Here is a 23,613-nt window from a genome sequence, read left to right as displayed (position 1 = left end):
GAAACACCCTGGCAAGGCAAGCCCCGGAATGCTCGCTGCCCTTAGAACATTTCACCTTTCGCTGATTTATCCAACAGCAACGCAGGCGGCGCAAAACGCTCGCCATATTGCTCAGCCAGATACTGCGCGCGAGCGACGAAATCTTTCACGCCATACTGGTTGATGAACTGCAACGCACCGCCCGTCCACGCGGCAAAACCGATACCAAAGATCGAACCGACATTGGCGTCCGCCGTCGAAGTCATCACACCTTCCTCAACACAGCGCACGGTTTCGATGGCTTGTACAAATAGCAGCCGATCACGCACATCCTTGGGCGAAATCTGCCCGTCGACCTTCTCGAAACGCTCCTTCAGTTCTGGCCACAAATGTTTCTGTGCACCCGCTGGGTAATCGTAAAAACCGCCACCCGCCGCTTTGCCCGGGCGCTTGTATTCATTGAGCAGCAAGTCAATCACGGCGAAGGCCGGGTGCTCAATCAGCGATTTCCCTTCTGCTTGTAGGTCCTTGGCAGTTTGCTGACGGATATGGCTCATCAGGCTGAGGGAAACTTCGTCGGAGATCGCCAGAGGTCCGACCGGCATCCCGGCCTTGCGCGCTTCGGTCTCGATCATTGGCGCGCTCACGCCTTCGCCGAGCATGGCAATGCCTTCATTGGTGAACGTGCCGAATACCCGCGAGGTAAAGAAGCCGCGGCTGTCGTTGACCACAATCGGGGTTTTCTTGATTTGCAGGACGAAATCGAAACCTCGAGCCAGGGTTTCGTCGCTGGTCTGCGCGCCTTTGATGATTTCCACCAGCGGCATTTTTTCCACCGGGCTGAAGAAGTGCAGACCGATGAATTTTCCAGGATCAGGCACAGCCTTTGCCAGGCCGGTGATCGGCAGCGTCGATGTATTCGAGGCGATGACAGCTTCGGCGCCGACAATTTGCTGGGCGGCAGAGGAAACCTTGGCCTTGAGATCGCGATCTTCAAACACCGCTTCGATGATCAGATCGCAACCCGCGAGGTCCGCATCACTTTCGGATGGGGTGATGCGCGCCAACACCTCATCACGCTTCGAAGCATCCATCTGACCGCGAGCGACTTTCTTGTCCAGTAACGCTGCAGAATGTGCTTTGCCCTTCTCGGCGGCCGCCAGATTGACGTCTTTGAGCACCACTTCAATACCCGCCGAAGCACTGACAAAGGCAATCCCCGCGCCCATCATCCCTGCGCCAAGCACGCCAACCTTACGCGTGACATACGGCGCAAATCCCTGTGGCCGCGAACCACCAGCATTGATCTCATTGAGCTGAAACCAGAACGTGCCGATCAGGTTTTTCGAAATCTGCCCGGTGGTGAGTTCAGTGAAGTAACGGGTTTCGATCAGATGTGCAGTGTCGAAATCGACCTGAGCGCCCTCGACTGCCGCGCAGAGGATTTTCTCCGGCGCCGGCATTGTCCCTTGGGTCTTGCTGCGCAGAATAGACGGCGCAATCGCCAGCATCTGCGCGACTTTCGGGTTCGACGGCGTGCCGCCCGGAATCTGATAACCCTTCACATCCCAGCGCTGCACTGCCGTCGGATTGGCAACGATCCAGGCGCGCGCCTTGGCCAGCATTTCATCGCGGTTCGCCGCCAGTTCATCAATCAAACCCGCCTGCAACGCCTGTTGCGGACGCACTTTCTTGCCTTCGAGCAAATACGGCAGCGCCTTCTCGATGCCCAGCATGCGCACCATGCGCACCACCCCGCCGCCGCCCGGCAACAGGCCGAGAGTCACTTCCGGCAGACCGAGCTGCACCGATGCATCGTCCAGCACCACGCGATGATGACAGGCGAGGCAGATTTCCCAACCGCCGCCCAGCGCCGCGCCGTTGATCGCCGCGACCACCGGTTTGCCAAGGTTTTCCAAAGTACGCAATTGCGCTTTGAGGGTCAGCACCATGTCGTAGAAAGCTTTGGCTTCAGGCTTGCCGACCTTGATCAGCTCATTGAGGTCGCCGCCGGCAAAGAAGGTTTTCTTCGCCGAGGTGATGATGACCCCGGCAATGTGGTCTTTTTCATCCACCAGACGGGCGACACACTCGGCCATCGCCTCGCGGTACACGGCGTTCATGGTGTTGGCGCTTTGGCCCGGCATGTCGATGGTCAGCACGACGATAGCGTCCTGGCCTTTTTCGTAACGAATGGCTTCGCTCATAACAAGGTTCCTTGTATTCGGGGCTCAGAGGCGTTCGATGATGGTGGCAATGCCCATGCCGCCGCCGACGCACAGCGTCGCCAGGCCATAGCGCAGGCGCCGGGCTTCCAGCTCATCGAGCAAAGTCCCGAGGATCGCGCAACCGGTGGCGCCCAGCGGGTGGCCCATGGCGATGGAGCCGCCGTTGACATTGACCTTGTCCGGATCGACAGCCATGTCCTTGATGAATTTCAGCACCACCGAAGCGAACGCTTCGTTGACCTCGAACAGGTCGATGTCTTCAACGCGCAACCCGGCTTTGGCCAGTGCCTTTCGCGTCGCCGGCGCAGGGCCGGTGAGCATGATGGTCGGGTCGGTACTGGTGACCGCTGTGGCGACAATGCGCGCCCGAGGTTGCAGGCCCAGCGCCCGTCCTTTGGCTTCAGAGCCGATCAACATCAGCGCCGCGCCATCGACGATCCCGGAACTGTTGCCCGGCGTATGCACGTGGTTGATTCGCTCGACATGGCTGTAGACCCGCAATGCCGTCGCGTCGAAACCCATCTGCCCGATCATTTCGAAGCTCGGCTTAAGCTTGCCCAAGCCTTCAAGGGTCGACTCGGCACGAATGAACTCATCATGATCGAGCAGGATGATGCCGTTCTGGTCCTGCACCGGTACCAGCGACTTGTTGAACGAGCCGTCAGCCCGCGCCCGTGCGGCTTTCTGTTGCGAGTGCAAGGCGTAGGCATCGACGTCCTGTCGACTGAAGCCTTCCAGCGTGGCGATAAGGTCCGCGCCAACACCTTGCGGGGTGAAATGACTGTGCAGATTGGTCTGCGGGTCCAGCGCCCAGGCGCCGCCATCGCTGCCCATCGGTACCCGCGACATCGACTCGACGCCACCGACCACCACCAGGTCTTCGAAGCCCGAACGCACTTTCATCGCGCCAAGGTTGACCGCTTCCAGCCCCGAGGCGCAAAAGCGGTTGATCTGCACGCCCGCGACACTGACGTCCCAATCGGCGACTTGCACAGCGGTTTTGGCGATGTCCGAGCCCTGATCGCCAATCGGCGTCACGCAGCCGACCACCACGTCATCGACCTGACTGGTGTCCAACGCGGTGCGCGCTTGCAGCGCGGTCAGCAGACCGGCCAGCAGGTTCACCGGTTTGACGCTGTGCAAGGCACCATCGGCCTTGCCTTTGCCGCGTGGCGTACGTAACGCATCGAATATCAAAGCTTGGGTCATGACGTCCTCGAACCAGTGCGGTGAGTGATTTCCTGTGGCTCCACTCTTGCCCCGAGCGGCCATTGATTCAATGACCACAGCGCTCAATGCGCTTGACGCACGCGCTCAGACGGACGGTCGTCGGCGGCTGGGTGAACCGGTTCAGGTCGGCGAGTTGTCTAGCAAGCGGGCGGCACAGAAGCTGGCAATAAGCCTCATGCCTTTTTAATCGCAATTCACCACAGCTCCATATGAAATGGATCTAAGCCAAGCGTGACGCGGGCCCTAAGGTAGTACATGTACGTCAGGGTCGTCGGGTTTTGCCGAGGCCGACGTTCTTCAACAGGAAGTGCAGCGCTTGCCGTCATGGATATGCAGGCAAGCATCAGGAAATAACAATAAAGGCGGTCAAGCCATGTTCAAACAACCGAAAGTTCGTCAAGCAGGGCTCATTCTTTTCGCCACGACGCTGTTGTTGATTTTGCCGAATCTGACCAAGGTCATCGGCTGAATCGAGCGGCAGGTGCTGTTTATCGCCACTGAAAATGTGACTGGCCCGCTACCCGGGCCAGCGTGGCTGTGCCAATCTTTGCGCACTCCCACGACATGGACGGCGATCATTTGAAAGCGCTCATCGTATTCGGCGCCATGCTGCTGAGCATGCCCTTGGCTGCCGCACAGTTGGATCTGCAGCTGGGCGCAAACAGCCGCACCTGGCAGACCGAGGAATTACTCAAGCATCCTCAGGTACAAACCCTCACCATCAAAAACGATGTGTCCTACAAGAAGGACATGACCTATCGCGCCGTGCCCGTGGCCGCGCTGCTGACCGGGATCAAACCGCAAGATCACCTGCAAGCGGTGGCGCTGGACGGGTTCGCGGCCGAGCTGGCCGCAGCGCCGCTGCTCAACGCAAAGGGCGCACGGGCCTGGCTGGCCATTGAGGATCCGGCTCAGCCGTGGCCAGCGCTGTCAGAGGGCAAGCACAGCGCCGGGCCGTTCTATCTGGTCTGGACCGATCCGCAGGCCGGCAATATCAGCCCGGAGCAATGGCCGTTCGAAGTCGCGAGCATCAAGCGCATGGCGCCGGTGGCTGAGCGCTTCCCTGCCCTGCTGCCGGATCCTGCGTTGAAGGCGGATGACCCAGTCAATCTGGGCTTTTCGCTGTTTCAGAAGAATTGTCTGGCCTGTCACCGGTTGAACGGTGCGGGGGATGCGCAATTCGGGCCGGACTTGAACATTCCGTATAACCCGACCGAGTATTTCGGCGCGGATTTCCTCAAGCGCTACATTCGTGATCCGCAGAGTTTGCGGCAGTGGCCGCAGGCGAAGATGCCGGGGTTTTCGGTGGAGGTGTTGCCGGATGGGGATCTGGAATTGCTGGTGGGATATCTCAAGCACATGGCCGGACGCAAAGTTAAGCCCTGAACATATTTCCTTGTAGGAGTGAGCCTGCTCGCGATAGCGGAGTGTCAGACACTGATAATTCAACTGTCAGACCGCTATCGCGAGCAGGCTCACTCCTACAAGGGTTTTGTGTTAGCCCGTTACTGTTGTTGCACGGAGATGACTGGGGTTGGTGAGACGAACACTTTCGCATGCATCTGCTCACACCCACCGCCCCGGCGCATGCCGCGCACCGGGCAGGCATCCAGATAATCCAGACCCACCGCCAGTTTCAGATGCCGCTCCGGCCGTGCCAGTTCATTGGTCACGTCAAAGCTGTACCAAGCGTCATCCAGCCAGGCCTCCGCCCAGGCATGGCTGGCCAGATGCTCGCAATCTTCGCTGTACAAGTAGCCCGACACATAACGCGACGGAATCCCGAGACTACGTGCACAAGCCAGGAACGCATGAGCGTGATCCTGACAAACCCCGGCACGCCCGGCGAAGGCTTCCGCCGCGCTGGTGTCGACTTCGGTGGAACCCGGTGTGTAGGTCATGTGCTGATTCAAACCGTGCATCAGATCGATCAGCGCGGTGCGATCGCGCCGCTGCTTGCAGGATCTCTCGGCGAACGCGCGCAATGCCTCGTCGGCCTCGGTCAATCGGGTAAAGCGCAGGAACGGCAGCGCCGACTGACTCTCATGCTCGGCCTCGCGCAGCTCATCGATATCAACCTGACCGCGAGCACCAATGATGATCGCTTCGTGCGGTTCATCCATGGTCAGCACGTGCAGGATGTTGCCGAACGGATCGAGTTGCGCGCGCACCGGGCGTGGCAGGTCGAGTTGCCAGCTCAACACGTGCTGACGCTCGCTGTCGTGGGGTGTCAGCCGCAGGTACTGGATGCTCGCCCGCACCTGATCTTCGTAGTGATAGGTGGTCTCGTGGCTTATGGAAAGTCTCATGCAGCCTCCAGGTAGGAACTGTGAATGGCGTTACCCAACTGGCGCACCAGCGGGATGAATTCGGTCAGCCAGGCGTGCAGGCCTTCCTCGAGAATTTCGTTGATGCCGGTGTAGCGCAGGCGCGCGTCCATCTCTGCCGCGAGGCGCTGGGCCGGTCGGCCATTGGCGCCGGGCAACTGCGCGAGAATCTGATCGATCTCCTCGGTGCAGGCACGCAGTGAACGCGGGACATCGGCACGCAACAGCAGCAACTCGGCGACGTGACGGGCGCCGGGCGCATCGCGGTAGATTTCGGTGTAGGCCTCGAATGATGACAAGGCGCGCAGCAAGGCACTCCACTGGTAATAAGCGTGCGCCGTGCCGTCACTGACCGCTTCAGCCTGATCGCCGGCCATTTCATAACGTGCATCGAGCAACCGCAGCGTGTTGTCGGCGCGCTCGATAAACGTGCCGAGACGAATAAAGCGAAACGCATCGTTGCGCATGATCGTGCCGTAGGACGCGCCACGAAACAGGTGCGAGCGTTCCTTGATCCATTCGCAAAAGCGGCTCATGCCGTAACGGCTCAGACCCTGCTCGGCGATCCCGCGAATCTCCAGCCACGTCGCGTTGATGTTTTCCCACATGTCTGCGGTGATGCGTCCACGTACAGCATGGGCGCTGGCCCGCGCCGCGCCGAGGCAACTGTAGATGCTCGCCGGATTAGCCGCATCAAGGGCAAAAAAGTGCAGCAGGCGTTCGGCATGCAACGCGCCGTGACGCTCCAGATAATCATCAAGGGTGCCGGTGATCAGCAGCGGCATCGCCAGTTCGTGCAGACCATCGCCGCGACCGTCCTGCGGCATCAGCGACAGCGAATAACTGATGTCGAGCATCCGGGCGAGGTTTTCCGCCCGCTCCAGGTAACGCGACATCCAATACAGATCCGAGGCAGTTCTACTTAACATGGCAAGCTTCCTTCAATCCTCGACCACCCAGGTGTCCTTGGTTCCGCCGCCCTGGGAGGAGTTCACCACCAGAGAGCCTTCGCGCAGCGCGACGCGGGTCAAACCGCCGGGCACCACGCGGGTTTCGCGACCGGACAAGACAAACGGACGCAAGTCGATATGGCGCGGCGCAATGCCGTTTTCGACAAAGGTCGGACAAGTCGACAGCGACAGCGTCGGTTGCGCGATATACGCGTGGGGCTTGGCCTTGATCCGCTCGCGGAACGCGTCGATTTCGGCCGTCGTCGACGCCGGACCCACCAGCATTCCGTACCCGCCGGAGCCTTGGGTTTCCTTGACCACCAGATCTGGAAGATTGGCCAGCACATGGGAAAGTTCAGACGGATTGCGGCACTGCCAGGTTGGCACGTTCTTCAGGATCGGTTCTTCGTCGAGATAAAAACGGATCATGTCAGTGACAAACGGATACACCGATTTGTCGTCCGCCACACCGGTGCCGATGGCGTTGGCCAGTACTACGTTGCCCGAGCGATAGGACGACAGCAGCCCCGGCACGCCGAGCATTGAGTCCGGGTTGAACGCCAGAGGATCGAGGAAAGCGTCGTCGAGCCGGCGGTAGATCACGTCCACCGCTTTCGGGCCGTCGGTGGTGCGCATGAAGACCTTGTCATCACGCACGAACAGATCCGCGCCCTCGACCAGCTCCACGCCCATTTCCCGCGCCAAAAACGCGTGTTCGAAGAATGCACTGTTGAAGCGACCCGGCGTCAGCACCACCACACTCGGGTCGTCAATCGGGCTCGAGCTCTTCAGGGTGTCGAGCAGCAGGTTCGGGTAGTGATCGATTGGCGCAATGCGCTGGGCGGCGAACAGCTCCGGGAACAGGCGCATCATCATCTTGCGGTCTTCGAGCATGTAGCTGACGCCGCTCGGTGTGCGCAGGTTGTCTTCAAGCACGTAATAGGTGCCGTCGCCATCGCGCACCAGATCGACGCCGGAGATGTGCGAATAGATATCGCGGTGCAGATCCAGACCTTGCATCGCCAACTGATATTGCTCGTTGGCCAGCACCTGTTCGGCAGGAATGATCCCGGCCTTGATGATGCGCTGCTCGTGATAGAGGTCGGCGAGAAACATGTTCAGCGCCTTGACCCGCTGGATGCAGCCGCGCTCGACGATCCGCCACTCGCTGGCGGGAATGCTGCGCGGAATGGTGTCGAAGGGAATCAGGCGCTCGGTGCCCTGCTCATCCCCATAGAGCGTGAAAGTAATGCCGGCGCGATGGAACAGCAGATCGGCCTCGCGTCGCCGTTGAGCCAGCAGCTCGTCAGGCGTGTCGGCCAGCCATCGGGCGAACTCCCGATAATGCGGGCGAACCTGGCCGCCGGCATCGTACATCTCATCAAAATAGGTGCGGATCATGCCGTACTCCTTGTCACCCGGACCTACAGGCCTTCGCAAGGCCCGTGCCATCGGCATAAACGCTTTGATTTCAATCGGTTGGATATTCACGCTACAGACACCGCACCATTCCTGTGCGGCAAATGCCCCAACCGGATTGCCCCCGCTTCATTGCGACGCACTGCATCGCCTATCACCAGCATAGTCAGAGTTGATTTCACTGCCCGGCGCTGCCTGCGGATAATCCGCGCATTCGCTGCAAACTTCGCCGACTACCACGTCACGAAGCGCCCAGCTCAACTGATCGGGATTGCCTCGGCAGCCCGCCCCGCTGTAACCCTGACCGGTTTCCTCTCCTTATCGGTCTTCCCTTTTAGCCACCCTCTCCGGTGGCTTTTTTTTGCCTCGGTTTCTTGTTTCAGGGTTTTGCCACAGCGTTTGCTTACGCCGGAAATGACAACGGCCAACCCGAAGGTCAGCCGTTGTTCAACAAATGGAACCAGAGATCAGTTCAAACGGTGGCGGTTGCGCACCTCCTGTTTCACACCCCAGCCTTCGATAATGCCGCCCAGAGGCTCAACCACGGCAGAGAATCCCTGCTCGAAGTCGCCGATATCGTCATAGGTCGCGTACATCACTTTGCTTAATTCCAGCGCCCACGCACCGTCATCACGCACGCTGACCTGGGCATTGATGGATTCACCGCGAAATTTGCCTGCCGCCCTGCGCGCCCGCTCCTCGTCCGGGAAAATCGCGTAGAACTCGATGGGATGGAATCGGGAAAAATCGAAACCGCCTTCTTTCATGCGGCGCAGAACATTGCTGCTGATGTCTTCTTGATAGGCTGTGCTCATGAATCGTCCCCCTCGCATAGATGGATAGACTTTCCGTATTCCCGCCCCGGGCCTCTGGCCAAAGTACGACGGCAACGTGGTTGCACGCGGGAACAAGCATGTAGCTGACAAGACCAGACCTTAGCGATCCGTTCGCTGATCTCGCTTGCAGAGTAGCCCCAAGATAGAGCTGCTGCCAAGGCCTGGTTGCTTCGGATGAAGGAAGATTTTCAGATTGGGGTGATGCTGCGGATTTCGATGCTGTTCTGGGTTTTCAGGCTTTTGACGCCAGCATCGGCGGTGCGCCCTTCCAGATCGTTCAGATCCAGTTCGGCGGCGACGGGCAGGAGCCGTGCCTTGATCAATCGAGCGGCCTCATCGTCGCTGGGGCATTCCGCGCGCTCGAACACCTCATCGACAATTTCACCATGATCGTCCACGAAAGTGACTTTCCACTTTTGCATCGGTGCCTCCTCGATCAAACCCGCAAATGGGCTTACACCTAAATCGACTGGTGCGCCGAAAGTTGGTTCAAAAGGATTACAGCGCACGAACATGAATAAAACGAAATCTACATTACGGGGAAGCAAATGTGGGAGCGAGCTTGCTCGCGAAAGCGGTTTTTCATTCAACAAATATGTTGGCTGACAGTCCGATTTCGCGAGCAAGCTCGCTCCCACAGGGGAGTTGCAGTGTTCTTTTAGTCGTTGCTTGGCTTGTTGATCGCCTGCAGCACGTACTGCGGCAAGGCGAACGCGCCGATGTGGATTTCCGGGTTGTAGTAGCGGGTGACGATGCCGCTGCCGATGAAGCGCTGTTGCAGGGTTTCACGGCTCAGCTTGCGGTAAGCCGGGTTGGTCGAGCCCCAGGCAAAGGTCATCGAGCCGCCAATGTAGGTCGGCACCGCAGCCTGATAGAAGTGCCAGTCCGGGAACAGGCTGTTCAGGCGACCGGCCGTGGTTTTCACTTCGTCGATCTGCATGAACGGCGTGCCGTTCTGGGTCACGAGGATGCCGCCCTCGTTCAGGCAGCGGTGGCACGCCTGGTAGAAGTTCTCCGAGAACAGCACTTCGCCCGGGCCGATCGGGTCGGTCGAGTCGGAGATGATCACGTCGAATTTTTCCGTGGTGGTGGCGACGAAACGCATGCCGTCGTCGATCACCAGGTTCAAACGCGGATCGTCATAGGCGCCGCTGGAATGGTTCGGCAGGAACTCTTTGCACATGTCGACCACGGTGCCGTCGATCTCGACCATGGTGATGTGCTCGACGCCGGCGTGTTTGGTCACTTCACGGAGCATGCCGCCGTCACCACCGCCGATGATCAACACGCGCTTGGCGCTGCCGTGGGCGAGGATCGGCACGTGGGTGAGCATTTCGTGGTAGATGAATTCGTCGGCTTCGGTGGTCTGAATCACGCCGTCCAGTGCCATGACACGGCCCATGCGCGGGTTCTGGAAGATCACCAGGTGCTGGTGTTCGGTGCGCACTTCGTGCAGCAGTTTTTCCATGCGAAAACGCTGGCCGTAGCCTTCGTAGAGGGTTTCCAGGTACTCGCTGGTTTTGGTAACGGTCATGGTGAAGTGCTCCGATGAATGCGCGGGCGTCAATCGTGGGGACGATTGCCCGGGAAAGGCGCGCATTCTACGTTGCCGAAGATGACAGGTCGAACCTCACTTCATCGGCCCACCACAATCCCATGTGGGAGCGAGCCTGCTCGCGAAGGCGGCGTGTCAGCCAACATTGTCGATGACTGATCTACCGCGTTCGCGAGCAGGCTCGCTCCTACAGGGGTATTGCGGTGTTAGCTGATTCAGATCCGCACGTTGCCGCGCGGTCCGGCGATCGCCCAGATGATCAGGCCCAGCACCGGCAGGAGGATGATCAGCAGCACCCAGACGATTTTCATCCCGGTGGTCGCGCCGCTTTTCAACACGTTGATGATGGCCCAGATGTCGAGGGCAAGAATGATCAGGCCAATCAGACCGTTGAACGTGGAACCCATGGTGTCGCTCCAGAATAGTGGCATGCACTTTTAGGATAGACGGTCGCGCGCAGGGTTCCCTTTTATTGCGTTCAGACGTGAACGGCGATCTTCAAGGCTTCCAGCGAAGGAGCGGCGGCGATGCCGACCTCGGCGCACAACTCCAGTACGCGAGGCACGTCGTTGCCGTAGACCAAAACCATCTGCAGTTCGTCGTCGAGCAACTGGCTGAAGTTCATCAGCGTGTAGCCGCCGTTTTCCTTGTTCATGCTGCTCATCTGCACCTGGATGCGGTTGAGTGCAGTCAGGGCTTCGGTCTTGGCCAATTGCTTGGGCTTGAGGTTGAAATCCACACCTGGGCCAAACGAGGCGACGATCTGCGCGAACAGGTCGACATAGGTGTCTGCCTGGAACAGCACGGTTTCCGGCAGGCTGCCGACCACGACCCACTCGCCCAGCGGAATCGGGAAGGTCTCGTCGTAGTTGATGTCGGGGTTGGCGGTCAGAAAGGCATCAGCATCGGCGTAGGCCTGCGCCGCTTCGTCGGCGACTTTCAGGATCTCGTCCTCGCCCATGCAGCCGGAGCTGATTTTGCTGATGAGTTCGGCGAGTGCGGCTTTCATGAGGGCGGATCCTGTGGCAGGTGAATTTCGAGGGCGCGGAGGATAGCGCACAAAGCAAAAGATCGCAGCCTGCGGCAGCGCCTACAAGGGATCCGTGCAGGAACTGCCGCAGGCTGCGATCTTCTGATCTTATCAACCCAACAGTTTTTCCAGCTGTGCGGTGGTGTCGACCGCGCCCATGGTGCGGGCCGCGTCCAGCGCCGTCACGCCGTTGGCGTCCTTGGCTTGCGCGTTGGCGCCTTTGCTGATCAGGTAATCAACGATTTCAACACGGTTGAACATCGCCGCCATCATCAGCGCCGTACGTCCATCGAACGACGAGCCTTCAATCTCGGCGCCCGCCTCGACCAACGCCGTGACCACCGCCAGATCGCCTTTGAACGCCGCACCGGCAATCGGGCTCTGGCCGTTGCCATTGCGCATTTCCGGGTCAGCCTTGTGTTTAAGCAGTACGTTCACCGCATCGACATGGCCGTAGTAACTGGCCAGCATCAGCAGCGTGTCACCCTTGCTGTTTTTCAGGTTGACCGGCAAACCGGCGGTGACCAGGCGATCGAGCATCTCGGCATCACCGTCGCGCGCCTTGTTGAAAACCTGCTCGGTGAATTCGGCAGCTTCTTCAGGGGTCATCTGGCGGCTTTGGTCGGACATGGGGCAACTCCACTTTCGGTCAATCGGAAAGCCGACAGTTTCCCGAGCGAGACGGTGGCTGTCACCCCCTTTTTCTCAAGCCGACTCATAGCCAGATTCAATAACGATGCTTGCCTTGATGAATTTCCGCCAGCACCTCATCGGTGACCCGAACGTAAGTCTGCGTGCCAGGCAGCCATGCGTAGATCGGATCATCGCCCGTCTGGCCAGGGTCGAAACCTTCATTTTTCAGTCGGGTTTTCTGGTATTTGAAGGTCCCGGTGGTTTCCATTTTCACCTTCACCCGCAGGAACAACGGTACCGCGTAGGCCGGCATACGTTCGCGGGCGAAGGTCAGCAACTCGGCGAAATCCAGGGTCGCGAGGGATTCCGCCGGCGTAATCGCCGCCATGCCGGCGCGGCCGTTGGTATTGCGGATCTCCACGCCATACGCCACCGCCTCGGAGATGTGCGGATGTTGCAGCAGCAGGTTTTCGACTTCAGTGGTCGAGACGTTTTCGCCCTTCCAGCGATAGGTGTCACCGAGGCGATCAACAAATTGCGCGTGACCAAAACCGATGTTGCGCAGCAGATCGCCAGTGTTGAAAAAACGATCGCCTTTGCTAAACACGTCGTGAAGGACAACTTTGGCGGTTTTTTGCGGATCGGTGTAACCGTCCAGCGGTGCCTTCTCGTCGATCCGCGCCAGCAACAGGCCCTGCTCGCCCCTGCCGACCTTGCGCATGAAACCGTCGGTGCTGCGCAGCGGCTCACCGCTGTCATGGTCGTAAGCCACCAACTCCCAGGCCATCAGCGAAAAACCGATGGTGTTGTCGAAGTTGAGAATGTTAGTGAAGCCGATGTTGCCGTCGCTCGCCGCGTACAGCTCACAGATGTGGTCGACGGCGAAACGGGTCTTGAACTCGGCCCAGGCGCCCGGGCGCAAGCCGTTACCAATCATTTTGCGCACGTCGTGGCGGTTGTCATCGGCGCTGGCCGGTTGATCGACCAGATAACGGCACAACTCGCCGACATAGCCGATCGTGGTCGCGCGATAACGGCGCACATCGTTCCAGAACTGGCTGGCGCTGAATTTGCGGCGAATTGCGAAGCCTGAGGCGCCGTTGACTGCCGAGCCCCAGCACACGCAGAGACCGGTGGCGTGGTACAGCGGCAAGGTGCAATAGACGACATCGTCGGGGCCCATATTGAGGGCGATCATGCCGAAACTGGCAGAACTGCGCATCCAGCGGCCATGTTTGAACACCCCGGCCTTGGGCAGGCCGGTGGTGCCGGAGGTGTAAATGTAGAAACACGGATCGTCGAAAAACACCTGCTGACTGCTCGACGGATTCTCGCTGGAGGCATCGGCACTGGCGCTGATCAGATTGACGTAGCCTTCGGGCGCAATGCCCGGATGGCTATAGGTGTCCTGATCGGCGACAAACCAGGTGCGCGGCGCGGTAATCGCCACTTGCTCGCGAATCGCCGCATAAGCCGGAAGCAGTTCTTCGCCGACCACAATCGCCACCGGCGCCACCAGATTCACACTGTGGATCAGCGTGTCGCGCGTCTGCGAGGTATTGAGCAGCGCGCTGACCGCGCCGACCTTGGCCAGCGCCAGAATGGTCACCAGCAATTCCGGGCGGTTTTCAATAAACACCGCGACTACATCGCCCTTGCCGATGCCCTGCCCGTTCAGATAGTGCGCGATGCGGTTGGCCCACTGGTTGACCTGCGCATAGGTCAGCCGCACATCGCCCTGCAGTAACGCCGGGCCCTCGGGATTGCGCAGCGTCGCTTGTTCGAATGTCCAGCCAAGGCCACAGCTTTGAGTCGGATCCGTGACGTTGGCCACCTTCATGCCCTTGACCACTCGCGGAATGGCTTTGGCAATCATCGGCAGTTTGCGGAGCATCATGCCCCAGGTAATCGTGTCGCTTGGCGCGTGGCTCATGAAAGCTCCCCGTCCGACCTTGGCGTGCAGGTCGATGTTTTTATTTTTCGGGCTTGCTTGAAGCAACCAGCGCACTCAAGCGCGGGTCGAGATCGAAAATACGTCAGCGCTTCTCGGGCTGTACACGCGGTTTTTGCAATGTTTTGTATCCGCTGATCGGCCGACGGTGGCGGTGATCATCGGGTAAGCGATTGGTTCCGTTGTTTCGATAACGATCCCGCAAAATGCAGGATGCACGATGGCCATTCATGCAGTTTGCACGACGACTTGAATTTTCATAGTTTCTAACTTATTGATTTATAAGAACTTTATTATTTTCAAATGCTGGCACAATCGCTGCAACCTCCTCTGCATGCTTGCCATTCAAGTGCATACGGAGCTGATAGACATGAGCCTGATCCAAGAAAAATTTACCTCCCTGTTCTCCAACTTCGACGTCACCACTGCGCCACGTCCCGATGGCGGGATTCTGCTGACTCTGCGCAGCAGCGACGGCAAAGTGTTTAAGCGTGCACTGACTTATCAACAACTGCATGCCGGCGACCAACTGTCGTGGGCGATCAGTGCAATTCGCCGCGACCTGGCTGAACAAGCCAGTGAACTGCCGCAAATTGCCATGCTGCAGAGCCAGCAGCGTTTTGCCCTGCCGACGTATCACTCGCTGTAATTTTTAAAGCGCTTTAAACAAAACAGGCCGTGGAGCTTTCGCTTCACGGCCTGTTTTTTTGTGCCTGATGCAAAACCCTGTGGGAGCGAGCCTGCTCGCGAATAGGGTGTGTCATCCACTGAAAATGCTGGCTGAACGGACGCTTTCGCGAGCAGGCTCGCTCCCACACTAGATCGGTGAGATCAGAAGGCTTCGGGTTCGATGCCGGTGAAGGTGTCGACGGTGACGTGGCTTCCCAGCTCCCCGCCTTCACGGGCCAGGCCGCAGGTTTGCAGGCCGGCTGCTTGAGCAGCGTCGAGTTCTTCGACGATGTCCGAGAGGAACAGGATCTCCTGCGGTTGAACGCCGATGGCTTTCTGGATATTGGTGTACGACTGCGCCTCACGCTTGGGCCCCGACGTCGTGTCGAAGTAACCACTGAACAGCGGTGTCAGATCCCCCGCCTCCGAGCAGCCGAAAATCAGCTTCTGCGCCTGAATCGATCCCGACGAGTACACAAACAGTTGATAACCGGCAGCATGCCAGCGTCGCAACGCTTCAACGGCATCCGGATAAACATGCCCCTTCAACTGCCCGGCGTGATAACCCTGGGCCCAGACCATGCCTTGCAAGGCCTTGAGTGGCGTGGCTTTGCGATCTTCCTCGATCCAGCTCAAGAGGATTTCAACAACCCGTTCAACATCGGCTTGCGGCGCATTGCTGTCACGGCGTACGGCGTCGAGTTGCTCGGCAACATCGGCACGTTCGGCGTTCTGGCGGACGAAATCCGGCAGGTGTTTAGCGGCATACGGAAACAGCACGTCGAAGACGAAACTCACCGCGCTGGTGGTGCCTTCGATGTCAGTGACGATGGCTTTGATCGACATCGAATCAGTCCTCCAGACGCGGGAAGCGGCCGGCGATGTCTTCGCCGGTGAAGTTGGCAACCCAGCCTTCCGGGTTGTTGAACAGACGGATCGCGACAAAGTGCGGATGCTCGCCCATGTCGAACCAGTGTTTGGTGCCGGCCGGAACCGAGATCAAATCGTTCTTCTCGCACAGTACGGCGTAGACATAATCGTCGATGTGCAAGGTAAACAGGCCACGGCCGGCGACGAAAAATCTGACTTCGTCTTCGCCATGGCGATGCTCTTCGAGAAACTTGGCGCGCAATTCGGCTTTTTGCGGGTGATCGCTGTTCAGGCTGATCACGTCGACAGTGATGTAACCGCGCTCGGTCATCAGTTGGTCGATCTGCTCTTGATAGGCGCTGATCACTTCTTCCTGGGTGGCGCCGGGCTGAATCTTTGCGGCGGCTTGCCAGCGGTCGAAGCGCACGCCCTGCTCGGCCAGGGTCGAGGCGATGTCTTCGAAATGGGTCAGCACCTTGTTCGGAATGTCGGGGCTGGAAACGTGATAGACGGACAGGCTGCTCATTGGGGCAATTCCTCGGTATCGGCCTTGCCGTCCGGTTCTTGCAGACCGGTCGGGCACAGCATTTCATCAGGCAAATGGGCTACTTCTGGTGAAGTCAGCCTTGGCGGTTCATGACGCTGCGGGTTTTCAACTCGCATTCAAACAGAAATTCAAAGGCCTCGATCTGCCGCAACGCATCGCTCATCTGCGCGCCCCAGGTGTAGAGGCCGTGACCGCGAATCAGATAACCGACGCAATCGGGATGGGCGTCGAGCCAAGGCTGCACCTTGGCGGCGAGGCGCGCAATGTCCTGATCGTTGTCGAAAATCGGCACGCGCACCCGTGATTCGTGAGTCGAGATGCCGCTGAAGGCTTTCTGCAGTTCGTAGTCTTCGAACTCGATGAAGTCTTGCGGGGTCAGGCGCGACAGCACCGTGGCGTTGACCGAATGGGTGTGCAGCACTGCGCCGATCTCCGGCCGCCAGCTATACAGCTGAGTGTGCAGCAGGGTTTCCGCGGACGGCTTTTTACCCGGTTCCAGACTGTTGCCCGACAGGTCGGTGGCGAGCACATCGTCCAGACCCAACTGGCCTTTGTGCTTGCCCGACACGGTCAGCAGCGCTTCGCTCGGCGACAGGCGTGTCGAGTAATTGCTGCTGGTGGCCGGCGACCAGCCGCGACCATAAAGAAAGCGCCCGGCATCGACGATTTGCTGGGCGAGTTGTTCACGCGTAAGGCTCATGGCCTGTCCTCTTGCATACGTGTGGCAATGATAACGGCAGCAGCGAGCGCCGCGAGACTGGCAATACTAAAGGTCAATGTCGCGCCGAGGGCATTCCAGCTGTAACCGGAATACAACGCGCCGAGCGCACCGCCGGTGCCGGCCAGTGCGGCGTACAGCGCCTGGCCCTGCCCTTGCTGGCGCGCGCCGAAGCTACGTTGCACGAACGCGATGGCAGCGGCGTGAAAGCTACCGAAGGTTGCTGCGTGCAGAATCTGCGCGAACAACAGCACCCAGAGAAACTCGGCGAACGAACCTAGCAGCAACCAGCGCAGCGCCGCCAGCAGAAAACTCGCCATCAGTACCCGACGCAGGGAAAACCGCGCAAGAATCCGGCTCATCGCCATGAACATCAGCACTTCGGCGACCACACCCACGGCCCAGAGCATGCCGATGGTGCCGCGTGTGTAGCCGAGTCGTTCAAGGTGCAGGGTCAGAAAGGTGTAATACGGGCCGTGGCTCATCTGCATCAACGCCACGCAACCGTAAAACGCCAGCACGCCGGGATTGCGCAGCTGTTTGAGAAAGCCCTCGCCGTTCGGCCGATTGCCCTGCGGCGGTTGCGCATTCGGCACCCACAGACTGCTGAGGACGATGCCGGCCATGATCAGCACCAGCGCCGCCGGGTAGATATCGAGGCTGAGCCATTCGAACAACCGGCCGAGCGCGACCACGGTGATGATGAAACCGATCGAGCCCCACAGGCGAATCTGGCTGTAACGCGAAGTCTGCCCCTGTAAATGCGCCAGGGTGATGACTTCGAATTGCGGCAGCACCGCGTGCCAGAAGAATGCGTGCAGCGCCATGACCATCGCCAGCCAGGCGTAGGTCTTGCTGACAAAAATCAACGAGAAGGTCAGCAGCGTGCACACCGCGCCAAAGCGTACGATGGCCAAGCGTTTGCCAGTGTAATCGCCGAGCCAGCCCCAGATGTTCGGCGCCACGCAGCGCATCAGCATCGGGATGGCGACCAGCTCACCGATCCGCGCCGGACTGAAGCCGAGGTGATCGAAGTACAGCGCCAGAAACGGCGCTGTCGATCCGAGCAAGGCGAAATAGAACAGGTAGAAACTGGACAGTCGCCAGTAAGGAAGCGCCGCCACGCCGGTTATGCCGCGACGGCTTTAAGGCCTGCCATCAAAGCTGACCCAGCACCGGCGTGCTCACGCGCACATCGGCGTTCTGGCCACGGTGACGCAGCAGGTGATCCATCAGCACGATGGCCATCATCGCTTCGGCAATCGGCGTGGCGCGGATGCCAACGCACGGGTCGTGACGGCCCTTGGTGATGACATCGACCGGGTTGCCGTGGATGTCGATCGAACGGCCCGGGGTGGTGATGCTGGAAGTCGGCTTCAACGCCAGATGCGCAACGATCGGCTGACCGGAGGAAATGCCGCCGAGGATGCCGCCCGCGTTGTTGCTGAGGAAACCTTCCGGGGTCATTTCATCGCGGTGCTCGGTGCCGCGTTGAGCGACCGACGCAAAACCGGCGCCGACTTCCACGCCTTTGACGGCGTTGATGCTCATCAGCGCATGGGCCAGTTCGGCGTCGAGGCGGTCGAAAATCGGCTCGCCCAGACCCGGCATCACGCCTTCGGCAACAACAGTGATCTTCGCCCCGACCGAGTCCTGATCGCGGCGCAATTGGTCCATGTAGGCTTCCAGCTCCGGGACTTTGTCTGGATCGGGGCTGAAGAAGGCATTCTCCTCCACCGAATCCCAGGTCTTGAACGGGATTTCGATCGGGCCGAGCTGGCTCATGTAGCCACGAATGACGATGCCTTGGCTGGCCAGATACTTTTTGGCAATCGCGCCCGCCGCCACGCGCATCGCGGTTTCGCGCGCCGAGCTGCGGCCACCGCCACGGTAGTCGCGCTCACCGTATTTGTGGTGATAGGTGTAGTCGGCGTGGGCCGGGCGGAACAGATCCTTGATCGCCGAGTAGTCCTTGGACTTCTGGTCGGTGTTGCGGATCAGCAGGCCGATCGAGCAACCGGTGGTGCGCCCTTCGAACACGCCGGAAAGGATTTCGACTTCGTCGGCTTCCTGACGCTGGGTGGTGTGGCGGCTGGTGCCCGGCTTGCGCCGATCGAGGTCGCGCTGCAGGTCTTCGAGGGAGATCTCCAGGCCCGGTGGGCAGCCGTCGACAATGGCGACCAACGCCGGACCATGGCTTTCGCCAGCGGTGGTGACAGTGAACAACTTGCCGTAGGTATTGCCGGACATGCAGGACGCTCCGTGAAATCAAACCCAAATTCTTGATGCGCGCCAGTATACGCAGGCTAACCGAGTAGTTCATCCTCGAACCTTAGTGGTGCTGGCGAGTCCAACCGGCACCTTAGCGAATGATGGCGTGATGATGCTGCGAGTTTTGATCTTGAGTCTTACCCTCTTTACGGGCTTTGCCCAAGCGACGGTCCTACAACGCCCGGTTACTTTGGATACCGGCACCGGCGAACTTTTCGGTTCGCTGCTGCTGCCAAAATCTGACAACCCGGTGCCGGTTGTCCTGATTATTTCTGGCTCGGGTCCTACAGACCGTGACGGAAACAACCCCGACGGCGGGCGCAACGATAGCCTCAAGCGCTTGGCCTGGGTGCTGGCTAAACACAATATCGCCAGCGTGCGTTATGACAAACGCGGGGTGGCCGCGAGCCTGGCGGCGACGCCGGATGAGCGCAATTTGTCGATAGAAGCCTACGCCGCGGATGCGGTGGCATGGGGGCAGAAGCTCAAGGCCGATCCGCGTTTCGGCAAACTGATCCTGCTCGGCCACAGTGAAGGCGCGCTGATTGCCAGCCTCGCTGCGCCGAAAGTCGATGCGGCGGCGGTGATTTCTCTGTCCGGCAGTGCCCGACCGGTCGATCAGGTGATCCGCGAGCAATTGGCCCGCAGCCTGCCGCCACCGCTGATGCTGCGCAGTAACGAACTGCTCGACAGCCTCAAGGCCGGTCACACCGATGACAATGTGCCGCAGCCGTTGCAGGTGATTTTCCGCCCGAGTGTGCAGCCGTATCTGATTTCACTGTTCCGTCAGGATCCGGCAAAAGCCTTCGCGCAACTGAAGATGCCGGCGCTGATTGTTCAGGGCAGCAACGACATTCAGGTCGGTACCGAGGACGCGAAACGCCTCAAAGCCGTCAAACCGGACGCCGATCTGGTGGTGATCGAAGGCATGAACCACGTCATGCGCATCGTGCACAACGATATGAAGCGGCAATTGGCTTCGTACAAGGATCCTAATTTGCCGCTGGCTGCGGAACTGGGCAGCAAAATCATCGAATTTATTGACGGACTTCGCGCCAGTTAACCGTTGTTTGCCCTCTAGTCCTGCAAAAAACGGCCGATAAGCCTTTGTCGCCAGCGCAATGGCTGGCGGCAAGCAGGGCTTGGACAGGATCTCGCCGTTATGACTGATACCCAGACTTCACCCGACACCACCGCTGAAAAAGACGCACCGCCAGCGGTCGAGCTGCCGTGGGCGGATGTCCACGTCGAGCACCACAAGATGCTCCGCCTGGCCCCGCTGCAAACCGACCGCAACACCGGCGGCCGCCCCTTGCGCTTCGTCGAGTTCGGCTATGCCGAGCGCAGCAGCAAAGAAAAAAGCCTGATGCGCATGGCGATCAAACTACCCGGTCAGCGTGTGCGCAAAGAGCAGAATCAGCTGGATGTGTGGGTTGCTCACACCACCAAGCGTGTGCACTTCGGCCCGGACAGCGGCCTGCAGATCGAACCGATGAACCGTGGCATCGGCCGTTACATGGCCGCGCAAGGTATCAACTGGGCGAAAAAGCGCTGGCCGACCTACACCGTCGACGGCATGGACTTGAACAACAAGGACGCGCTGAACGAAGACACGCGTCTGCGCCGCGATCATTTCCTGCGTGTGCATGGTTTTGATGTGGTGTACGCCGATGCCCAGCATTTGAAGGGCAGCGTCAAGGAAGTGCAGGTTGGCGATTTGCTCGGTGACTGGAACAGCGAGAAGCTGCAGATCGTCGAGATTCTTGAAGCGGCGCAAATGCTTCAACAGGCCGAGCAGAATCTGGCCGAGCAGGAAGTGAAGCTGAAGAAGCAGGAAGACAAAGTCAGCAAGTTCAAGCGTGAAGACGCCGGGTTGCGCTTCACGATTACGTGTCTGGTGGCGTTTGCGGTGTTTCAGGCGGGGCTGTTGATCTGGATTGCTACGCACCGTTGATGGCTTGAGACCGCGTCGCGGCCATTCGCGAGCAGGCTCGCTCCCACAGGATTTGTGTCGTACACCAACCCTGCTTGATCGTTCCCACGCTCCGCGTGGGAATGCAGCCGGGGACGCAGAGCGTCCCAACAGCGGACGCAGAGCGTCCATTGAGGCATTCCCACGCAGAGCGTGGGAACGATCAGTCTCGATTAGATGCGGGAAGCGAACAAGGCCTGATGATCGCGGCACTGTTCCGCCGTCAGCATGAACACCCCATGCCCACCACGCTCGAATTCGAGCCAGGCAAAATCGACTTCCGGGTACAGCGCGTCAACGTGCACCTGGCTGTTGCCCACTTCGACAATCAGCAAGCCCTTCTCGGTCAGGTGATCCGCCGCTTCAGCCAGCATCCGCCGAACCAGATTCAAACCATCATCGCCACACGCCAGACCCAGCTCAGGCTCATGCTGATACTCGTCCGGCATGTCAGCGAAATCTTCCGCATCCACGTAGGGCGGGTTCGACACGATCAGGTCGAAGCGCTGACCCGGCAAACCATCGAAACCATCACCCTGAACGGTATAGACGCGCTCATCAACGCCATGGCGCTCGATATTCTGGTTGGCCACTTCCAGCGCTTCGAACGACAGATCCGCCAGCACCACTTCGGCGTTCTGGAACTCGTAGGCACAGGCGATGCCGATGCAACCGGAGCCGGTGCACAGGTCGAGAATGCGCGCAGGTTCGGTGCCGATCCACGGGGCGAAGTGGTTTTCGATCAATTCGCCAATCGGCGAACGCGGGATCAACACACGCTCATCGACGATAAACGACATGCCGCAGAACCACGCTTCACCCAACAGGTAAGCGGTGGGAATGCGTTCTTCGATACGGCGCTTGAGCAGGCGTTGCAGGTTGACCAGCTCGTCGTCTTCCAGCGCGCAATCGAGATAGCTGTCGGCGATTTCCCACGGCAGGTGCAACGCGCCGAGCACCAGTTGCCGGGCTTCGTCCCAGGCATTGTCGGTGCCATGGCCGAAAAACAGATCCTCCCCATGGAAGCGGCTGACGGCCCAACGGATGTGGTCGCGCAGGGTACGAAGTCGGGAAGTGATCACGGGGCAGAACTCCAGAAAAAACGACTGGCGATTCTACCAGCCAAAACGCGTGACGACGACGCAGGAAAAACATCGCCCCGACGGTAGGAGTTTTCTGTTTTTTGCATCAGCTATTGAACAGAACGTGTAACTTGACAAGGCTGCAGGCCAGTAACGACGGTGCCTACGATGGTAGCGATTCACAGAACCGCTCAGCCAGAGGACAATGTCGCAAAAGCCCCACCCCAAGGAGCCCCAGAATGTCCGTTCCAAAAACGATGTTTCAACTCAGCGGTCGCGGTTACGCAGCGGCCACACTGAGCCATGCCACCGTGGTCATCATCGATGCCCAGAAAGAATACCTCAGTGGCCCGCTGGCCCTGAGCGGCATGGACGCGGCCGTCGCGAACATCAAACAAGTGGTTGCCGCAGCCCGTGCAGCCGGTCGGCCGATCGTGCACGTGCGTCATCTCGGCACCGTCGGTGGCCTGTTCGACCCGCAGGGCGAGCGCGGCGAGTTCATCCCGGGCCTGGAGCCACAAGGTGATGAAACCATTATCGGCAAACTGCTGCCGAGCGCGTTCCATGGCACCGAGTTGCTCGATCGTTTGCAAAACCTTGGCTCGCTGGACTTGATCGTCTGCGGTTTCATGAGCCACTCCAGCGTCAGCACCACGGTGCGCGCGGCTAAAAATCTGGGCTTCCGTTGTACGTTGGTAGAAGACGCCTGCGCCACCCGCGACTTGCCGTTCAAGGGCCGCGTGCTCAGCGCCGCAGTCGTGCAGGAAGCTGAAATGGCGATCATGGCGGATAACTTCGCCACCCTCGCACTGACTCAAGACCTGATCTGATCTGCTCTGATGAGCGGCTCAGCACGCCGCTCATCCGCAAATCCCTCTCATTTGCCGCAAATGCCATAGCCTCAGGAACAACCCGGTCAACTCCCGGTCGAAGGGCCGATACCCATTGAGGAAGGTCGGAATGAAGTTATCCGATGGATTTGACGCACGCCGCTTGCGGCCCAAAGGCCAAAGCAACTGGCGATTTCGATTCGGCGCGGCGATCGCGGCCATTCTGGCGACGTTCGGCGTGCTGCTGGCGATGGCCGGGGCGGCCAGCCTGCTCGGGCGCCCACCGGCACTCGGTGACTTGAACGCTACGCCGATGGGCTCGGCGATCATTCTGGCGGTCGGCTTGCTGTTTCTGTATTTCGGTGTCGCCCTGTGGCGCCGCTGCCGCCGTCGCGCACGGCAATCGCGGGAACTGAACATGTCCCCGCACCTGATGAAAAAACACGACTGACTCACCGGCCTGGCTTTTTGCCGGGCCGTTTTGTTTCGACTTGGGTAAACTGGCCGCCCTTCGCG

General features: G+C 59.5%; 24 protein-coding genes. 6 read left to right on the top strand and 18 right to left on the bottom strand.

The annotated features are described in order from the left end of the window. Positions 1-41 precede the first annotated feature (41 nt). Both QOM10_RS09220 and QOM10_RS09215 read right to left on the bottom strand, forming a co-directional pair. A complete protein-coding gene (locus QOM10_RS09220; protein ID WP_316917901.1) occupies positions 42-2,186 on the bottom strand; it encodes a 3-hydroxyacyl-CoA dehydrogenase NAD-binding domain-containing protein in 2,145 nt (714 codons plus the stop codon). Positions 2,187-2,210: 24 nt separating this feature from the next. Beyond that, positions 2,211-3,416 carry an acetyl-CoA C-acetyltransferase gene (locus QOM10_RS09215; protein WP_150751653.1) on the bottom strand — a complete coding sequence of 402 codons (1,206 nt, stop codon included), beginning with the start codon at positions 3,414-3,416 and terminating at the stop codon, positions 2,211-2,213. A 585-nt stretch (positions 3,417-4,001) separates the two neighbouring features. Here QOM10_RS09215 and QOM10_RS09210 point away from each other — a divergent pair. Next, the gene (locus QOM10_RS09210) at positions 4,002-4,823 is read left to right on the top strand and encodes a cytochrome c (protein WP_316918372.1); all 822 of its coding nucleotides are present in this window, start codon (positions 4,002-4,004) and stop codon (positions 4,821-4,823) included. Positions 4,824-4,942: 119 nt separating this feature from the next. Here the strand turns inward: QOM10_RS09210 and QOM10_RS09205 are convergent, their stop codons facing one another. The 10 genes from QOM10_RS09205 to QOM10_RS09160 all read right to left on the bottom strand — a co-directional run bounded on the left by QOM10_RS09205 (position 4,943) and on the right by QOM10_RS09160 (position 14,120). Further along, complete coding sequence (locus tag QOM10_RS09205; RefSeq protein WP_038366909.1) at positions 4,943-5,746, bottom strand: transglutaminase domain-containing protein; 804 nt, start codon at positions 5,744-5,746, stop codon at positions 4,943-4,945. Further along, on the bottom strand, positions 5,743-6,693 hold the full coding sequence (locus QOM10_RS09200; RefSeq protein WP_007914063.1) for an alpha-E domain-containing protein: 951 nt from the start codon (positions 6,691-6,693) through the stop codon (positions 5,743-5,745). The genes QOM10_RS09205 and QOM10_RS09200 overlap by 4 nt, the downstream gene beginning before the upstream one ends. Before the next feature lie 12 nt (positions 6,694-6,705). Further along, on the bottom strand, positions 6,706-8,115 hold the full coding sequence (locus tag QOM10_RS09195) for a circularly permuted type 2 ATP-grasp protein (protein ID WP_016982906.1): 1,410 nt from the start codon (positions 8,113-8,115) through the stop codon (positions 6,706-6,708). Between the two features lie 485 nt (positions 8,116-8,600). Then, positions 8,601-8,948, bottom strand: a complete 348-nt coding sequence (locus QOM10_RS09190) for a ribonuclease E inhibitor RraB (RefSeq protein WP_007914059.1) — start codon at positions 8,946-8,948, stop codon at positions 8,601-8,603. Between the two features lie 209 nt (positions 8,949-9,157). Then, complete coding sequence (locus QOM10_RS09185) at positions 9,158-9,391, bottom strand: hypothetical protein (RefSeq protein WP_007914057.1); 234 nt, start codon at positions 9,389-9,391, stop codon at positions 9,158-9,160. A 236-nt stretch (positions 9,392-9,627) separates the two neighbouring features. Next, positions 9,628-10,503, bottom strand: a complete 876-nt coding sequence (speE, locus tag QOM10_RS09180; protein ID WP_016982904.1) for a polyamine aminopropyltransferase — start codon at positions 10,501-10,503, stop codon at positions 9,628-9,630. Between the two features lie 236 nt (positions 10,504-10,739). Next, complete coding sequence (locus tag QOM10_RS09175) at positions 10,740-10,931, bottom strand: PLDc N-terminal domain-containing protein (RefSeq protein WP_007914053.1); 192 nt, start codon at positions 10,929-10,931, stop codon at positions 10,740-10,742. A gap of 71 nt (positions 10,932-11,002) precedes the next feature. Then, positions 11,003-11,533: a hypothetical protein gene (locus tag QOM10_RS09170; RefSeq protein WP_150775449.1), complete on the bottom strand. Its 531-nt coding sequence runs from the start codon at positions 11,531-11,533 to the stop codon at positions 11,003-11,005. Positions 11,534-11,665: 132 nt separating this feature from the next. Continuing rightward, positions 11,666-12,184, bottom strand: a complete 519-nt coding sequence (locus tag QOM10_RS09165) for an ankyrin repeat domain-containing protein (RefSeq protein ID WP_160038899.1) — start codon at positions 12,182-12,184, stop codon at positions 11,666-11,668. Positions 12,185-12,281: 97 nt separating this feature from the next. Continuing rightward, a complete protein-coding gene (locus tag QOM10_RS09160; protein ID WP_127926460.1) occupies positions 12,282-14,120 on the bottom strand; it encodes a long-chain-acyl-CoA synthetase in 1,839 nt (612 codons plus the stop codon). 388 nt (positions 14,121-14,508) lie between these two features. On the opposite strand from QOM10_RS09160, the gene QOM10_RS09155 reads away from it, so the two are divergent. Further along, a complete protein-coding gene (locus QOM10_RS09155) occupies positions 14,509-14,787 on the top strand; it encodes a DUF3509 domain-containing protein (RefSeq protein ID WP_008080936.1) in 279 nt (92 codons plus the stop codon). A 182-nt stretch (positions 14,788-14,969) separates the two neighbouring features. On the opposite strand, the gene mtnC is transcribed toward QOM10_RS09155, so the two are convergent. The 5 genes from mtnC to aroC all read right to left on the bottom strand — a co-directional run bounded on the left by mtnC (position 14,970) and on the right by aroC (position 19,192). Further along, a complete protein-coding gene (mtnC, locus tag QOM10_RS09150) occupies positions 14,970-15,653 on the bottom strand; it encodes an acireductone synthase (RefSeq protein ID WP_127926458.1) in 684 nt (227 codons plus the stop codon). Between the two features lie 4 nt (positions 15,654-15,657). Continuing rightward, on the bottom strand, positions 15,658-16,203 hold the full coding sequence (locus QOM10_RS09145) for a 1,2-dihydroxy-3-keto-5-methylthiopentene dioxygenase (RefSeq protein ID WP_110721160.1): 546 nt from the start codon (positions 16,201-16,203) through the stop codon (positions 15,658-15,660). Positions 16,204-16,297: 94 nt separating this feature from the next. Further along, positions 16,298-16,924, bottom strand: coding sequence for a methylthioribulose 1-phosphate dehydratase (locus tag QOM10_RS09140; protein ID WP_007959997.1), 627 nt, complete (start codon positions 16,922-16,924; stop codon positions 16,298-16,300). Further along, complete coding sequence (locus tag QOM10_RS09135) at positions 16,921-18,066, bottom strand: MFS transporter (RefSeq protein ID WP_034151740.1); 1,146 nt, start codon at positions 18,064-18,066, stop codon at positions 16,921-16,923. The genes QOM10_RS09140 and QOM10_RS09135 overlap by 4 nt, the downstream gene beginning before the upstream one ends. 34 nt (positions 18,067-18,100) lie before the next feature. Continuing rightward, on the bottom strand, positions 18,101-19,192 hold the full coding sequence (gene aroC / locus QOM10_RS09130; protein ID WP_316917900.1) for a chorismate synthase: 1,092 nt from the start codon (positions 19,190-19,192) through the stop codon (positions 18,101-18,103). A 130-nt stretch (positions 19,193-19,322) separates the two neighbouring features. Between aroC and QOM10_RS09125 the strand changes: the two genes are divergently transcribed. Beyond that, positions 19,323-20,276, top strand: a complete 954-nt coding sequence (locus QOM10_RS09125; RefSeq protein WP_127926456.1) for an alpha/beta hydrolase — start codon at positions 19,323-19,325, stop codon at positions 20,274-20,276. Positions 20,277-20,375: 99 nt separating this feature from the next. Continuing rightward, complete coding sequence (locus QOM10_RS09120; protein ID WP_316917899.1) at positions 20,376-21,167, top strand: hypothetical protein; 792 nt, start codon at positions 20,376-20,378, stop codon at positions 21,165-21,167. Positions 21,168-21,358: 191 nt separating this feature from the next. On the opposite strand, the gene prmB is transcribed toward QOM10_RS09120, so the two are convergent. Next, the gene (gene prmB / locus QOM10_RS09115) at positions 21,359-22,267 is read right to left on the bottom strand and encodes a 50S ribosomal protein L3 N(5)-glutamine methyltransferase (RefSeq protein ID WP_064118639.1); all 909 of its coding nucleotides are present in this window, start codon (positions 22,265-22,267) and stop codon (positions 21,359-21,361) included. A gap of 239 nt (positions 22,268-22,506) precedes the next feature. Here prmB and QOM10_RS09110 point away from each other — a divergent pair, with 239 nt between their 5' ends. Further along, positions 22,507-23,097, top strand: a complete 591-nt coding sequence (locus tag QOM10_RS09110; RefSeq protein ID WP_007914026.1) for a cysteine hydrolase family protein — start codon at positions 22,507-22,509, stop codon at positions 23,095-23,097. Between the two features lie 130 nt (positions 23,098-23,227). After that, entirely contained in the window at positions 23,228-23,548 is a 321-nt protein-coding gene (locus tag QOM10_RS09105) for a hypothetical protein (RefSeq protein WP_007914024.1), read from the top strand. Positions 23,549-23,613 lie beyond the last annotated feature (65 nt).

This window comes from Pseudomonas sp. P108 (assembly GCF_032613195.1).
Lineage (GTDB): Bacteria > Pseudomonadota > Gammaproteobacteria > Pseudomonadales > Pseudomonadaceae > Aquipseudomonas.
The sequence above is the reverse complement of the archived record's forward strand: the minus strand, read 5'-3'. Positions and strand labels throughout refer to the sequence as shown.